Origin of the sequence: Bacillus smithii, from assembly GCF_001050115.1 — a bacterium.
Classification (GTDB): domain Bacteria; phylum Bacillota; class Bacilli; order Bacillales; family DSM-4216; genus Bacillus_O; species Bacillus_O smithii.
This window is the reverse complement of sequence record NZ_CP012024.1, coordinates 2,087,836-2,101,552: the sequence shown is the minus strand read 5'-3', so window position 1 is coordinate 2,101,552 and position 13,717 is coordinate 2,087,836. Positions and strand designations below refer to the sequence as shown.

Here is a 13,717-nt window from a genome sequence, read left to right as displayed (position 1 = left end):
ATTTATATAAATGAAAGGCTGTTATATCAACGGAATTAGATAATAATCATTCGGTATTCCTTTTGTATTATCATCTTGTTCTGGTCGTAAAATATCGCAGACCAGTGATTGATGACCCCATATCTGACTATGCAAAAGATATGTTTATTCGACTTGGTGAACATTACAATATTTCCTTGGGCGAATGGAATCACGATCTTGACCATGTACATATTTTGTTCAAAGCACATCCGAATAGTGAACTATCAAAGTTCATCAATGCCTATAAAAGTGCAAGTTCTAAGACTTATCAAAAAGCATTTTCCACAAGTGAAAAGAAAACTTTGGAAAGAGTATTTTTGGTCAAGAAGCTTTTGCTTACTTACAACAGGTGGTGCGCCCATTGAAGTGATAAAGCAGTATATAGAAAATCAAGGTAGGAAGTGAGGTGATTCGATACGGCAAACAAAGCATATAAATTTCGTCTGTACCCAACACACCTCTAAGCGAAGCGTAGGTAGCGGGTAGTTCACAATCAGATTTTGTCGATGTTCATAAAAAGTTCAATCCTTCCCTTTTAAAAGAGGCTTTTTTCCTATTAAAATGAAGCATGTGGCCCTTCATTTAACGGAGCAAAGAGTTACTGCTCCTCCTTACTTGTTTAGCATAAAGCGGGGATGAACAACTAGTTTAGACTAGGAGGGAAATAAAGTGGAAGAAGAGATGAAAATTTTAATTGTCGACGATGAGGAAAGAATTCGGCGACTATTGAAAATGTATTTGGAAAAGGAAAATTTTGTGATAGATGAGGCAGCCGACGGAAATACTGCGTTAGACAAAGCGTTAACCACTGATTATGATTGCATCATTCTTGATCTCATGATGCCCGGTAAAGACGGTGTGGAAGTATGCAAAGAGTTAAGAGAAAAGAAAGCTACTCCTGTCATCATGCTGACGGCTAAAGGCGAAGAAGCAAATCGTGTGCAAGGATTTGAAGTCGGAGCAGATGATTACGTCGTAAAGCCTTTTAGCCCGCGTGAAGTTGTGCTGAGGGTAAAAGCGCTGCTGAGACGTGCTTCTACGACAAGTTATTTGCATACGAACGCTTCTGCTAAGGACATGATCGTGTATCCCCATTTAGTCATTGACAATGATGCCCACCGTGTAACTGCGGACGGAAAAGAAGTAAATTTAACACCGAAAGAATACGAACTTCTGTATTTTCTGGCAAAAACGCCGGATAAAGTGTTTGATCGCGAGCACTTATTAAAGGAAGTTTGGCATTATGAGTTCTTTGGCGATTTGCGTACTGTCGACACTCACGTAAAACGGCTGCGGGAAAAGCTGAACAAAGTGTCTGAAAAAGCCGCTAAGATGATTGTAACCGTTTGGGGAGTAGGCTATAAATTCGAGGTAAAGCCTGAATGAAATTTTGGAGAAGTATTGTAGGAAAATTATGGGCGACCATCTTGCTCTTGGTGTCCTTTGTCTTATTTGTTCTTACCATTTTGCTGTTAGGTTTTTTCGAAAATTACCACGTCAATCAGGTGGAAAAGGAATTATCTAATACCGCGGAAAAAATTGCGGACATCCTGGCCCACCATCCAAATGAAAAAATCGGTACGGAAATGGCATGGGAAATTGTCGATTCACATGTTCATGTCATTATTGCTAAGAATAAGGACACCTTTTTATATTCGCCCAATATTTCTCCGAAAGATAAACTGGACCGCAGCGTCATCATACACGACAAGCAATTGTCCAAAGTTTTCAAAAATAAAAAATATGTCCAAAAAGAAATCAACATCCATGGTGGGAAAAAATTTTCCAATCGCTATGAAAATTCGATTGTAGTGGGAGTTCCTCTGAAAATGTCTCCGAATGAAAATGGAGCAGTGTTCCTTTATCAGTCGCTGGAAGTGATTAAGGAGACGTCGGAGCAGACGACTAAACTGATTATATTGGCGGCCGGCATTGCGATTTTCTTGACAACGGTGTTTGCCTTTTTCTTATCCACCCGGATTACGGCCCCTTTGCGAAAGATGAGGGAAGCAACGAGCTCTTTTGCAAAAGGAAAATTCGATGCGAAAGTTCCGATTTTAACGTCTGACGAAATCGGGGAGTTAGGCATCGCTTTTAATCACATGGCGAAACGGCTTAAGTTTAACATGAATGCTCTTAACCAGGAAAAAGAACAGCTAGCCAGCATTTTGCGCAGTATGGCAGACGGAGTGATCACTTTTAACCGAGATGGCACGATTTTGATTACGAATCCTCCGGCCGATCGTTTTTTGCAAAACTGGTATTATGAGCACAGAGAAGATGAACAAACGGAAACCGCCCCGACTCTTATTCAAGAATTATTGGGAAAAGTTTTCCGCCGGGAGGAATCAGAGCAAATAGGTGAATTGACTGTTCAAGGAAGAACGTATGTCGTCATTGTGAGCCCTTTATACAGTGGAGAAACGGTTCGGGGGGCTGTAGCGGTTGTTCGGGATATGACGGAAGAACGCAGACTGGACAAGCTCCGTAAAGATTTTATCGCCAACGTTTCCCACGAGCTGAGAACTCCTATTTCCTTGCTTCAAGGGTACAGTGAAGCCATTATTGATGACATCGCAGCGACGGATGAAGAAAAGAAGGAAATCGTGAAAATCATCTATGAAGAATCACTGCGAATGAAAAGGCTGGTCAACGAATTATTAGATTTAGCGAGAATGGAAGCCGGGCATACCAACTTACAAAAAAGAGAAGTAGAAATTCCGGCTTTTATCAAAAGAGTCACGAACAAGTTTCAAGGATTGGCGAAGGATCAAGAGGTTCGTTTACTGTTCGATTGGGACAAGCCATCTTTTGCCGCCAATATCGATCCGGACCGCATTGAGCAAGTGTTGACGAATTTGATTGACAATGCTCTCCGCCATACTCCTAAAGGCGGTTTTGTCAAGGTGGATATGGAGAAAAAACAGAAAGGCGTTGTCATTTACGTAATCGATTCCGGATCGGGTATTCCGGAAGAAGATCTGCCGTTCGTGTTTGAACGCTTCTATAAAGCCGATAAATCCAGGACTCGCGGCCGATCCGGCACTGGATTAGGTCTTGCGATTGCGAAAAACATCGTGGAAGCTCATGGAGGAAGCATCAGAGTTCAAAGCAAGTTGGGTGAAGGAACGACATTCTCCTTTTATCTTCCTTATTAATCAAACTGTCGAAAACCCATTCATATGTGGGAATGATGGCGATAAATCTTGTTACATGGGAAACATCTTCCTTTATACGCGAATAGAAAGGGTCTACCTTATTGAATCATCATCTAATTATAAAGGAGGTTGACCCTTTTTTTGTTTTGAAATGGAATCGCTTACATAAAATGAAGCGGTCTAATTTGTCATTTGGAATCATAACGTTTTATGGTGAAAGAATTGCCGAGGAGGATCAGAATGCGAGATTACTTAAAGCGGTTGGTCATCGTAATAGCGATGGGGGCTTGCATCGGAATACTGATCATTGGAGGAAGGCTTGCTTATGCCAAGACCAGCAGCAGTACAGGAGAAAAACATGCTCTTAGTTTTGGTGATTACAGACTGTGGTCTGCAGAGAAAGGTACAGCTCCGTAAAAAGAAAAAGGACGCCAAGAGCGTCCGTGAGTCTTTTGGAAAAAATCGGTTTAAAAGAGAGCAGGTGAAACATCCTGCTTTTTATTTGTTTTCTTCGTAGCGTGCTCGGCATTCTTCGATCAGTTTAGCGGCTTTTTCAGGTCCTTCCCAAGTGCCGATTTCGGTTTTTTTGCCTTGCAAATCTTTATAGCGTTCGAAGAAATGAGCGATTTCTTTTAGTTTATGCTGCGGTAAGTCGTCGATTGAATGGATTTCATCAAAACGAGGATCTTCTACAGGCACACCGATTAGTTTAGCATCTTCTTCGCCGCTGTCGATCATGTTCAAATAGCCAATGACACGAGTATCAATGACGCATCCAGGGAAAGTAGGATTTGTCACCAATACAAGAATGTCCAGCGGATCTCCATCCAAAGCCAACGTATTTTCTAAATATCCGTACTCTGCTGGGTAAAACATTGGCGAAAATAAAACACGGTCTAATTTAAAAATTCCTCGTTCTTTATCAAACTCATATTTGTTTTGGCTTCCGGTAGGAATTTCGATAAACGCCTCTACTATTTGGTTTTTCACCGTCATGAACCTAATACCTCCTATACACTATGTATACTATTTCATTATAGTGGAATAAGTAGGGAGAGGCAAACAACTCTATATATTTTCGGAATATTCACACTATAAATTCTGGCATTCAAAAGCGAAAAGATTCCGCATCAAGAGTGTTCGCAAGTGAGCAGAGGACGAATCGCGTCGGACTGTGGATGGCCGTCCGCTCCCCTCGTTCTTTTTTCTAATAAGGGGTAAAGATTTTTTGCTCTCTGTCGAAAAAATCAATGAAGGATCCTGTTTTAGACCGACAAACAACCCGTTTTCCGATACACGGATTCCATTTTACTCCTTATACTCTTTTACATGGTACTATATTCCTGTTTTATGGTAAAATAGATAGAGTCCACTTGAATGCATTTTGAAAAATGAAGGAGGGGGCATAATGTTTAAAACAATAAAAAGAAAACTATATTTAGGTTTCGGCATTTTAATCATCATGTCGACGATTATGTCCGTTATTTACTTTGTGTCTTCCCAAACCGTGTATCAGAAAACGGAGAATATGATCAAAAATCAAGTTCCCGAGCTGGTTGCGGAGCAAGAACTGCGTTTTAATATTTCGCAACGTATTGCTCTTGCCAGAGCTTATGTTCTTTATGGAGATCCTAAATATAAGGATGAGTTTAATCAATATACGGAATCTAGCAAAGCCATTTCCGACTCGATTTTAAGCGAGCATCCATCGAAGGAAATGAAAGCCGTTATTGCGGACAGTAAGAAGTGGCGATCTCTAGTACTCAATGACGTCATTAAAGCCTATGATCATGGAAAAGTAAAAGAAGCCCGGGCTGCGTTGCAACAAAAAGCGGAGCCGATCGCTCAAAAGATCATGGCTGATTTTGATTCCATTGCCCAAAAGGAAAAAAGTAATATTCACACTAATGGAAATGAAATCATTTCCAATAGCAATACCATAGCAGGCTGGGGTTTGACATTAGCTATCGTGATCATTGTCATCAGTTTAGTCGTCACTCAAATATTTACAAAGATCATTTCAAGTCCGATTGTTCGTGCAAAAGATCGTCTTCTGATGATTGCACAGGGCACTCTTCCAAAAGAACCATTGCAGCTAAAAAATAAAGATGAGATAGGGGAGTTGGTGGACGCTTTAAACGTGATGAACGATCATCTAAAAAGGACCATCTCCGGAGTGCAAAGCGTCTCCGCCAACTTATTAACACACAGTGAAAAAATGGCTAAATATTCATTTGACGTAAAAGAAGGTGCCGTGCAAATCGCCACAACGATGGAAGATCTTTCAAACGGCATTCAAGAACAGGCCAATTCTAACCAAAAATTATCGAGCGATATGGAAAAATTCATGAAAATGTTAATGGATTCCTCGTTAAAAGGGGAAGAAGTGAAAACAAAAGCCGAACAAATGAAAGAACTGGCCGATCAAGGCAGACAAAAAATGAACCAATCCGTAGAAGAAATGAACCACATCTCCATTACGGTAAATGAAGCGCTCCAGCTAGTGGAAGGGTTGAACAAAAAAACCGAAAACATCAGCAAATTGGTCAATGTGATTGAAGACATTTCCGAACAAACGAATTTGCTTGCTCTTAATGCAGCCATTGAGGCAGCGCGAGCAGGTGAAAGTGGACGCGGCTTTGCCGTCGTGGCGGAGGAGGTAAGAAAATTGGCAGAAGGGGTGAATCATTCGGTGGCTGACATCACAGCCATTATTTCGGAAGTGCAAAACGAAACGGGAAAAGTGGTTCAAGCGCTGAAAGCAGGATATGGAACAGTAGAAGGAGGTCGCCAATCCATTCAATCAACAGGCGAATCCTTCCATCAAATTTATCAAAGTATTGAACGGGTATTTGAGCAAGTAGAAGAAATGTCTACGAACTTATATGATATTTTAGACCATACGAAAGACATTACGTCGGCTATTGAAAATATAGCAGCAGTATCAGAAGAATCTGCCGCCGGCTTTGAACAAGTTACGGCTACTGCTGAGGAATCGTCCTCATCCATTGAACAAGTAGCCAATGGAATTCAGCAAATGGAAGCAGAAGTACAAAGCCTGGATGAAGCGATCCATCATTTTCATGTCAAACATTAGGGAAACCCCATCATTATCAGAAAGGGTGGCTATACTGTTTGGGAATGTCCGTTGGATCATGTGAAGCTGCTTTCCTGCATGTGAGAAAACGGGGATTCCTTTTGAAAGTTTGATTGTCGTCCATAGTTTTTTACATATTTTCGAATTTGAAAACGAGTCGGAACATGGATCTTTTAATTTTTGTGTCTCATACCGGTTTTTGGTATTCAATCTTCAGCAAAAAAACCTTCCAGCTAAAAGGATGAAGCATCCTTTTAACTGAAAGGTTTTTTATTTTCAGTCGGAATGTCTTTTCGTTTTGACGGAATTGTCTGATTAGTCTTGCGATTCATCTAAGCGAAAAACGATTGAAGCAGACACTGGATTTTTATTCAAATTTCAGCGGGTCTCCATCGAAAGGTTCGTCTGCTACTTTGATGGAATCGGTAGGGCATCCTTCGAACGCATCTTGCATATCATCAAGCAGTACCTCTGGTACTTCCGCTGTTCCTTGATTATCATCCAATACTACAAATGCAAGTCCTTCGTCATCATAATCATAGATGTCAGGAGCAGCGGCCCCGCAAGCACCACATGCGATGCATGTATCTTTATCTACAATTGTATATTTTGCCATAGATTGTTCCTCCTAACAAAGCTATCTTGAGAAATTTAGTCGGATTTAACGTCTCCATCTTCATTGTAAAGCTGTTAACAAAACTTTTCAATAGAAAAGAGCCAACAATTCAATTGAAACGCTTACGATGGAGGTGATGGAACAATGGATGTCGAATTTCATGTTAAAATAGAAGACGACTGCTATTGATAGTGGAATCATAACATTTTCTTGTAAGGCCATATGGACTAAATCAACAAAGAGCTGGAGGAAAAATCTTTGAACTTGTTTCAAGCGGTTTTGCTGCATTGCTTTGAAAAAATCCATGGGGAGCGAACGGTCTATTCTATTTTTCACATTCTAAAAGGAAAAAAATCATTGCAATCCATCCAAGATGTGCATTTTTATCAATTAACAAAGTGGTTTTCCGCCGTTCCGTATTTGAATAGAAACGATTTCGAAAAAGAGATTAAGCGAATGTGTGATCAACAATGGTGCTATATGGAAAATGGCGAAAGAGCCCTTTTGCTTCCAAAAGGAAAAAGTGAATTAGAAGAATTTTGGACCAAAAACTCAGCCCTTCCGTATTTGGATGGCTGGCCTTTACATTCGATGGCGTCGGTCTTTTGGAAACGATTAAACTTGCTCGTTCAAACCGTTTCCTATTTAATTCATGAAGAATCTGTCTTTTATCCGGCAGAGAGGAATGACCAAGTTCAAATGTGGGTGAAAAAATGGCTTTTGAGCCGGAAGGTAAATCGGACGGATACAGGTGTACAACTATATCGCGAACTATATGAATTATTGCAAAGTGAAAAAGTAGAAGATCCGCGTCTGTTCGTTTTTCGTTTGTCAGGATACGAACGAATTGGAAAAACGGCGGCGCAAACAGCAAAACAATTGGGAATAGAAGAACCGGAATATTGGCTGCGATTTTCTCATTGGATTCATTTTATGATACACTCTGCGCTTCATCATCCGAAAAAATTTCCCATTTTACATGAAATGCTGCTAGATTTAAAACAGCCGGTTGTATTGACAAAATCAGCAAAAAAAACATACGAACTATTTCAGAGGGGGCTTTCTGTTGAACGGATCGCACATGTGCGCGGACTGAAGCGGAATACAATCGAAGATCACCTCGTTGAGATTGCCTTAAATGTTCCCGATTTTTCCATAGATCCATTTATTGAAAGAGAAGAGTTGGAGGCCTTTGAAAAAGTAGCAAAGACACTCACCAGTAAAAAATTAAAGGATATTAAGGAAATTCTTCCTCATTTATCTTACTTTCAAATTCGTCTTGTTCTAGCGAAGTATGGAAGGATAGTGAATCAACATGGAACTTGAACTGTTATTACGAAAACAATTTGGCTATTCGTCATTTCGAACCGGACAGAAAGAAGTCATTACTTCACTGCTTGAAGGAAAAGATACACTCGCCATGCTTCCAACCGGGACAGGGAAATCACTTTGCTACCAACTGCCGGCCTACATATTAGACGGTACATGTATTATCATTTCACCTCTTCTTTCTTTAATGCAAGATCAAATGGAACAAATGAAGATGCGAGGGGAAAAAAGGGTTATTGCTTTGAACTCTTTCCTCTCCTTTGAAGAAAAAAAACGTGCACTTTCCCGTTTAGGGCAATTTCGTTTTGTTTTTATGTCTCCTGAGATGCTTTCTAATCAACGGGTGTTGCATGAATTATCCAAAATCCGCCTTTCATTGTTTGTAGTGGACGAAGCCCACTGCATTTCCCAATGGGGGCACGATTTTCGTCCTGATTATTTAAAAATCGGCGAAGCACGTGAATTATTGAACCGGCCATTGACGCTTGCGCTGACGGCGACTGCAACAGAAGAAGTGAGAACGGACATCATGAAGTACTTACATCTTCAAGATGCGAATCAATGGATCTTTTCGGTTGACCGAGCCAATATTGCGATGAGTGTTCAACATTGCGAAAGTTATAAAGAAAAGCTGGACAGTCTTTTGGTGATTGTCAAAAACGTACAAAAACCAGGCATTATTTATTTTTCCAGCAAGAAGGCTGCCGAAGAAACGGCTTATTGGCTCGAACAAGAAGGGATAAAAAAAGTAGGCGTTTATCATGGCGGAATGGAACAGGACGAAAGAATCTTAATACAGCAGCAATTTTTATTTAACGAGTTGGAGATTATCTGTGCAACGAGCGCGTTTGGGATGGGGATCAATAAAAACGATATTCGATTCGTCGTCCATTTCCATCCACCGGGTCAAATGGAATCGTACTTGCAGGAAATTGGCCGCGCTGGTCGTGATGGTAAAAGAAGTTTGGCGATCTTGTTGTACGCCGACGGAGATGAACGCATACACGAGCGTTTAATGGAAACGGAATTGCCTACGGACAAACAAATTGAAGCATTCCTTACATATGAGCCGAACTTAAAAAAGGAAGCGGCGGCTGTTCTACAACTGACGGATGTCCAGTATCGTTATCTTCTTCACTACGAGGAACTATACAAAGATTTTTCATTCGAAAAAAAATGGGAGTATATCCAAAGAGACAAAAATGAGCAGATCCGTAGGAAGCGCAGGAAATTGAGTCAAATGGTCCAGTGGATCCATAGCACTTCTTGCCGTAGAGAAGGAGTTCTTTTATATTTTCATGAAAAGTTTGGATCGAAGCCGGAAAGGTGTTGCGACTGCTGTGGGCTGAATATTCTCGATTATTATGAATCGACAGCCGGCCAGTCCAGGCAAGAAGAAATGAATGATTGGGAGGCCATTCTACAAAACTTGCTTTTGATGGAAGGAAAAATCGATGAAAAAGAATAAGTTACTATTGTTAGAGGAGTTAACGCACCAAGATATCATGAAATCTCTTTATTGGACACAATGTCTATTGCTTGCTTTTACCGGAATCGGCATCTGGCTATTATTTGATTCCTTCTCCTCTTATTTTCAATTGTTTGATTGGAGCGATCGGCGGCTTGTCTGGGGAATAATCGCTGGTTTGACCGTTGTCTTGATTGATTTTTGCTTCATGAAATGGCTTCCCCACCAATATTTTGATGATGGCGGGATCAATGAGAAAATATTTTCGAAGCTAAACATGATCTCCATCGTATGGATAACGGCTCTTATTGCTTTCAGCGAGGAAATGTTTTTTCGGGGAGTTCTTCAAACTCACTTTGGATTCGCAGCGGCAAGCATTCTTTTTGCTTTAGTCCATATTCGTTATTTAAGCAATTGGTTTCTTACAGTCAATGTTTTCGTCTTCAGTTTTTGGATTGGCTTTTTTTACGAATGGACTGAAAACTTGGCTGTAACGGTCGTCATGCATTTTGTCATCGATTGCGCATTAGGAATCATCATTCATTTTAAAGATAAAAGGGAAAAAAACGAAGAGGGATGATACATGAAGAGAGACCCTTATCGAGAATTGGCAGAAAAGCATCGAAAAGAGCTGAAATTGCAAGAATGGACCGAAATAGAAGAAGAGCCTAAAACATTAAGCAGAACAGAATATCGAAAGCAGAAAAAGCAAGAAAAAAAAATCTTTTCTATGCTTCGTACACTTCTCATTCTATTTATTTTTCTCCCGGTGGCGATTCTATTTAGTTACAACACGATAAAGGAAAAAGAACGTCCTTTGTCTTCCGTATCGGTTATTACCGAAGAAAGCGCAAGCGGACATGATCAATCGGCCAGTCCAACATCTAACCAATCAAAAAAGGAAACTTTAAAAAACAAACAAAGAAAAGCGGTGACTCATATTGTCCGGCCAAATGAGACGCTTACTGATATTTCCATTCATTATTACGGTACAAAGGATGGAATCGACAAGATTAAATCGGCCAACCATTTAGAGGACAATCATATTAACGAGGGACAGGTACTCAAAATCCCATTGGAAAAATAAGTTTTTGTTTAGCATTTCTCGTCTTTTTTTGGTAAAGAGCTGGAGCGGGTCAACATCCTTTTTCTTTCAAAATTTGATCATATCGATGAGTGCTTGTACATAGAATGAGTGTGGAGGAGGGAAAGGATGGATTCAGTTCTTTTAATGTTGGATGACGGAACAGATGAGGCTACGAAGCAAATGCTTCAAAATTTAATTGAAAGAAAAAGGAAGCTGGATAAACTTCACAAAAAGCAGATGTTTTTTTTATCACTCTTTTTCCTTTATACCTTTCTTTTTATTTATTTGTTTTATAAAAAGCTGTTGATTCCATATTCCGATTCCGCTTTTCAAATTATTTCGTCCTTTTTTGACAGTCGAATGATGCTGCTGCTGTTATTGGCGGGCGCAGCGCTTTTAGGAGCTGTAAAAATTTTTCGCGATCAAAAAGACAAAGCGGAGGAAGAGTTTCATGCGCTTCGCTGTGAAATCATTGATAAAAGCAAAGATCTTTGGAAAAATGACGCTTGGGAAAATCGGCATAAAATATTCGAAATGATGGAAAGAAAATTCGGTATTAATTTATATCACGAAAGCAAATAGCGGGAAAGCCGCTCCTTCCCGCTTTTAGAAAAACTGTTTTTTGCCCCTTTCTTCTTTAATCAATTCTACTGCTTCACGAAAACGCTGGGAATGCACAATTTCGCGTTCTCGTAAAAAACGAAGGCCATCGTTTAAATCCGGGTCATCGCTTAAATTAATAATCCATTGATAAGTGGCTCGAGCTTTTTCTTCAGCTGCGATATCTTCATACAAATCGGCGATCGGATCTCCTTTGGCCTGAATATATTCCGCTTTCCAAGGATTTCCGGACGCGCTTTGATAAAATAACGCTTCGCTGTGATTCACATAATGATCCCCTAACCCCGCTTCTTTCATTTGTTCCGGTGTAGCGTCTTTGGTTAATTTGTACACCATGGCGGCAATCATTTCAAGATGAGCCAATTCTTCCGTTCCAATATCGGTTAATAGTCCAATGACTTTATCGGGAATGGTGTAGCGTTGATTTAAGTATCGGAGTGCTGCGGCTAATTCGCCATCTGCGCCCCCGTATTGTTCGATGAGAAATTTCGCCAGCATCGGGTTGCAGCTGCTGACCTTTACTGGGTACTGAAGCTTTTTTTCGTACACCCACATAGAATGACAACACTCCTTTCTTGTTGTTTTCAGGCATGATTAGAAAGCCCTGCATAAAAATCAAGAAGTAGTTCGAGCATCAGGACACAGAAAAAGCGGCGAGATTGGTTTAAACTTGCCAAGGCCATGGAGCTTCTTTCCAATCCCACGGATAACGGGCATAACTGTACCCGAAGCTGGTTAAGGATCCGTGTTGAAGTTCAAAAGCTTTTTTCACTTGTTTCCGTTGTTTGATCAGCCAGTTATATTGCAGAACGGCATCGTAATCATCAGGATGGGTGTCCAAATAGAGGGCTAGTTCTAAAATGGCGAAGTCAATGGCCTGCAGATCCTCTAAATCTTTGTAATAATTAGGTGGCTTCTTCATTTTCTCTAACCCCCTTTGGTTGTTCGTATGGACCGTAATATGGATCATAGAAAATTTTAAACAATGTCCCTTTTTTTAAAGCTTCTATTGGTGAAAATTGCGGAGTATTCGGTGGCTGGAATCCTATATATAAATTCGGCGGAGTGGAATACGTTTTGATCGTCTTAGGCGGGCATGGATCAAAGGGACTAACATACGGTGTATAGCTTTTAAATGGAGTGAAGCCTTTAAAATGTGTCACACGATCACCCTCCTCGCATAGATCTCAATCTATTGTATGGAGCTGTTTTGTCCCTCATGCTAATAAATTCTAATGTCGTGGGATTATAGCCGGATGATGCAGGCAGTTTTTTTGCGGCTTCCTCATACGATGAATATAGGAGGAGGTGGTTCCATGCCCTGGAGTGTATCGCTTTTTGTTTGCGGAACTGTTTAGTTGGATGTATATTTTTTGCTTGCCAAGTCCGGAAGCCTTTTCATGGTCTCTTTTGTTATTAACATTTATATTAAAGCCGATGAAGTTTTTTCTCGCAGCAGTAGCGTTTATGGCGGCTTTTGTATTGAATGGAAATCTGCTTGAATGGGAAGTGAAAGGGCTGTATCGGTTGTTTATGAAGAACATCAATATTTGGGGATGTTTTTTCTTTCTGCATTTTGCTTCTTTTGTCGTGATGGCTTGGTTCTTTTTTTGGGAAACAGCCATTCTTTGCTTTTTCTCTATTCTGTATGGAATCATTTCCATAGATTTTCAAAAATTGAGAGAGATGCAATGATGGATGGTTCCGATAGTGATCAGCAGCTCTCAATTGATTGCCGTTAGGTATGAGGAATGAATGAAGTGAAATAAAATACTCTTTCATTTCTTTAAATGTTAAATTCCTTATTACTTTTTGTTCCAATCGCTGGCTGGATACGATATGAAATAACAGCGGGGAGTAACCTTACAAAGAATTATGTTTCAAGGCAAAGTTGTACAAAGGTTCATTATCATTTTTTTGACGTCCTTACTATATGGGGGCCTGGAATTTAGGTCTTTGCGAGAAAAATATGTCAGAAAAACTGACAAAAGTGCTGATAAAATTTTTGAAATATAATTTAATAATGACATAAAATTCTTGAAAACAATCAATTTTGAAATTTATTCTTGAAATCATCAAACTGTTGACGGCGAATTATTAATCATATTGGATAAAAGGAAAAATGAATATTTAAATATCCAAGATGGATATATAAAAACAACTATAATAATCGGAATTTTCGGATAATATATGGTTTTGTTAACAGTAAATAGCCAATTGGAATACCAGATTTCCATATGGTTTAAAATTGGCCGGGTAAATTCTTGAAATATCAGCCATTGACAGCGAATAGCGAAAACCTGGAAATTTTAGGATGTGA

General features: G+C 39.9%; 15 protein-coding genes and 2 pseudogenes. 12 read left to right on the top strand and 5 right to left on the bottom strand.

Going from position 1 to position 13,717, the window contains the following annotated elements:
* Positions 1 to 23: 23 nt before the first annotated feature.
* The 4 genes and pseudogenes from tnpA (at position 24) to BSM4216_RS16750 (ending at position 3,596) form a co-directional block, all read left to right on the top strand.
* A pseudogene (gene tnpA, locus BSM4216_RS16350) lies at positions 24 to 426 on the top strand (IS200/IS605 family transposase).
* A 276-nt stretch (positions 427 to 702) separates the two neighbouring features.
* Entirely contained in the window at positions 703 to 1,407 is a 705-nt protein-coding gene (locus tag BSM4216_RS09850) for a response regulator transcription factor (protein WP_169799157.1), read from the top strand.
* A complete protein-coding gene (locus BSM4216_RS09845; protein WP_048623605.1) occupies positions 1,404 to 3,179 on the top strand; it encodes an ATP-binding protein in 1,776 nt (591 codons plus the stop codon). The genes BSM4216_RS09850 and BSM4216_RS09845 overlap by 4 nt, the downstream gene beginning before the upstream one ends.
* Before the next feature lie 240 nt (positions 3,180 to 3,419).
* Positions 3,420 to 3,596 (top strand): hypothetical protein, encoded by a 177-nt coding sequence (locus BSM4216_RS16750; protein ID WP_156179247.1) that lies wholly within the window; start codon positions 3,420 to 3,422, stop codon positions 3,594 to 3,596.
* Positions 3,597 to 3,677: 81 nt separating this feature from the next.
* On the opposite strand, the gene BSM4216_RS09840 is transcribed toward BSM4216_RS16750, so the two are convergent.
* Complete coding sequence (locus BSM4216_RS09840) at positions 3,678 to 4,175, bottom strand: inorganic diphosphatase (protein WP_048623604.1); 498 nt, start codon at positions 4,173 to 4,175, stop codon at positions 3,678 to 3,680.
* Between the two features lie 412 nt (positions 4,176 to 4,587).
* Between BSM4216_RS09840 and BSM4216_RS17345 the strand changes: the two are divergent.
* Both BSM4216_RS17345 and BSM4216_RS17340 read left to right on the top strand, forming a co-directional pair.
* A pseudogene (locus tag BSM4216_RS17345) lies at positions 4,588 to 5,325 on the top strand (MCP four helix bundle domain-containing protein); the annotation flags it as partial.
* The gene (locus BSM4216_RS17340; protein WP_371836627.1) at positions 5,323 to 6,276 is read left to right on the top strand and encodes a methyl-accepting chemotaxis protein; all 954 of its coding nucleotides are present in this window, start codon (positions 5,323 to 5,325) and stop codon (positions 6,274 to 6,276) included. The pseudogene BSM4216_RS17345 and the gene BSM4216_RS17340, both read left to right, overlap by 3 nt.
* Positions 6,277 to 6,643: 367 nt before the next feature.
* Here BSM4216_RS17340 and BSM4216_RS09830 read toward each other — a convergent pair whose 3' ends face one another.
* Complete coding sequence (locus BSM4216_RS09830) at positions 6,644 to 6,892, bottom strand: ferredoxin (RefSeq protein WP_048623602.1); 249 nt, start codon at positions 6,890 to 6,892, stop codon at positions 6,644 to 6,646.
* 258 nt (positions 6,893 to 7,150) lie between these two features.
* Between BSM4216_RS09830 and BSM4216_RS09825 the strand changes: the two genes are divergently transcribed.
* The 5 genes from BSM4216_RS09825 to BSM4216_RS09805 all read left to right on the top strand — a co-directional run bounded on the left by BSM4216_RS09825 (position 7,151) and on the right by BSM4216_RS09805 (position 11,358).
* Positions 7,151 to 8,218: a YpbB family protein gene (locus BSM4216_RS09825; protein WP_048623601.1), complete on the top strand. Its 1,068-nt coding sequence runs from the start codon at positions 7,151 to 7,153 to the stop codon at positions 8,216 to 8,218.
* Positions 8,208 to 9,689, top strand: a complete 1,482-nt coding sequence (locus tag BSM4216_RS09820) for a RecQ family ATP-dependent DNA helicase (RefSeq protein ID WP_048623600.1) — start codon at positions 8,208 to 8,210, stop codon at positions 9,687 to 9,689. The genes BSM4216_RS09825 and BSM4216_RS09820 overlap by 11 nt, the downstream gene beginning before the upstream one ends.
* Positions 9,676 to 10,269 carry a CPBP family intramembrane glutamic endopeptidase gene (locus BSM4216_RS09815; protein WP_048623599.1) on the top strand — a complete coding sequence of 198 codons (594 nt, stop codon included), beginning with the start codon at positions 9,676 to 9,678 and terminating at the stop codon, positions 10,267 to 10,269. The genes BSM4216_RS09820 and BSM4216_RS09815 overlap by 14 nt, the downstream gene beginning before the upstream one ends.
* Positions 10,270 to 10,272: 3 nt before the next feature.
* The gene (locus tag BSM4216_RS09810; RefSeq protein WP_048623598.1) at positions 10,273 to 10,776 is read left to right on the top strand and encodes a LysM peptidoglycan-binding domain-containing protein; all 504 of its coding nucleotides are present in this window, start codon (positions 10,273 to 10,275) and stop codon (positions 10,774 to 10,776) included.
* A 126-nt stretch (positions 10,777 to 10,902) separates the two neighbouring features.
* A complete protein-coding gene (locus BSM4216_RS09805) occupies positions 10,903 to 11,358 on the top strand; it encodes a DUF2663 family protein (RefSeq protein WP_003355189.1) in 456 nt (151 codons plus the stop codon).
* Between the two features lie 24 nt (positions 11,359 to 11,382).
* Here the strand turns inward: BSM4216_RS09805 and BSM4216_RS09800 are convergent, their stop codons facing one another.
* The 3 genes from BSM4216_RS09800 to BSM4216_RS09790 form a co-directional block, all read right to left on the bottom strand.
* Positions 11,383 to 11,952, bottom strand: a complete 570-nt coding sequence (locus tag BSM4216_RS09800) for a manganese catalase family protein (RefSeq protein ID WP_048623597.1) — start codon at positions 11,950 to 11,952, stop codon at positions 11,383 to 11,385.
* Between the two features lie 109 nt (positions 11,953 to 12,061).
* Positions 12,062 to 12,319, bottom strand: a complete 258-nt coding sequence (locus tag BSM4216_RS09795) for a spore coat protein CotJB (RefSeq protein WP_003355186.1) — start codon at positions 12,317 to 12,319, stop codon at positions 12,062 to 12,064.
* Positions 12,303 to 12,560 (bottom strand): spore coat associated protein CotJA, encoded by a 258-nt coding sequence (locus BSM4216_RS09790; RefSeq protein ID WP_048623596.1) that lies wholly within the window; start codon positions 12,558 to 12,560, stop codon positions 12,303 to 12,305. Before BSM4216_RS09790 ends, BSM4216_RS09795 begins: the two co-directional genes overlap by 17 nt.
* Before the next feature lie 163 nt (positions 12,561 to 12,723).
* Between BSM4216_RS09790 and BSM4216_RS09785 the strand changes: the two genes are divergently transcribed.
* Entirely contained in the window at positions 12,724 to 13,092 is a 369-nt protein-coding gene (locus BSM4216_RS09785; protein WP_048623595.1) for a hypothetical protein, read from the top strand.
* Positions 13,093 to 13,717: the final 625 nt, after the last annotated feature.

Bases quoted from the DNA above. Each gene is read 5' to 3' on its own strand.
- BSM4216_RS09850 (WP_169799157.1), top strand. From the start codon at position 703: ATGAAAATTTTAATTGTCGACGATGAGGAAAGAATTCGGCGACTATTG.
- BSM4216_RS09845 (WP_048623605.1), top strand. From the start codon at position 1,404: ATGAAATTTTGGAGAAGTATTGTAGGAAAATTATGGGCGACCATCTTG.
- BSM4216_RS16750 (WP_156179247.1), top strand. From the start codon at position 3,420: ATGCGAGATTACTTAAAGCGGTTGGTCATCGTAATAGCGATGGGGGCT.
- BSM4216_RS09840 (WP_048623604.1), bottom strand. From the start codon at position 4,175: ATGACGGTGAAAAACCAAATAGTAGAGGCGTTTATCGAAATTCCTACC.
- BSM4216_RS17340 (WP_371836627.1), top strand. From the start codon at position 5,323: ATGAACGATCATCTAAAAAGGACCATCTCCGGAGTGCAAAGCGTCTCC.
- BSM4216_RS09830 (WP_048623602.1), bottom strand. From the start codon at position 6,892: ATGGCAAAATATACAATTGTAGATAAAGATACATGCATCGCATGTGGT.
- BSM4216_RS09820 (WP_048623600.1), top strand. From the start codon at position 8,208: ATGGAACTTGAACTGTTATTACGAAAACAATTTGGCTATTCGTCATTT.
- BSM4216_RS09815 (WP_048623599.1), top strand. From the start codon at position 9,676: ATGAAAAAGAATAAGTTACTATTGTTAGAGGAGTTAACGCACCAAGAT.
- BSM4216_RS09810 (WP_048623598.1), top strand. From the start codon at position 10,273: ATGAAGAGAGACCCTTATCGAGAATTGGCAGAAAAGCATCGAAAAGAG.
- BSM4216_RS09805 (WP_003355189.1), top strand. From the start codon at position 10,903: ATGGATTCAGTTCTTTTAATGTTGGATGACGGAACAGATGAGGCTACG.
- BSM4216_RS09800 (WP_048623597.1), bottom strand. From the start codon at position 11,952: ATGTGGGTGTACGAAAAAAAGCTTCAGTACCCAGTAAAGGTCAGCAGC.
- BSM4216_RS09795 (WP_003355186.1), bottom strand. From the start codon at position 12,319: ATGAAGAAGCCACCTAATTATTACAAAGATTTAGAGGATCTGCAGGCC.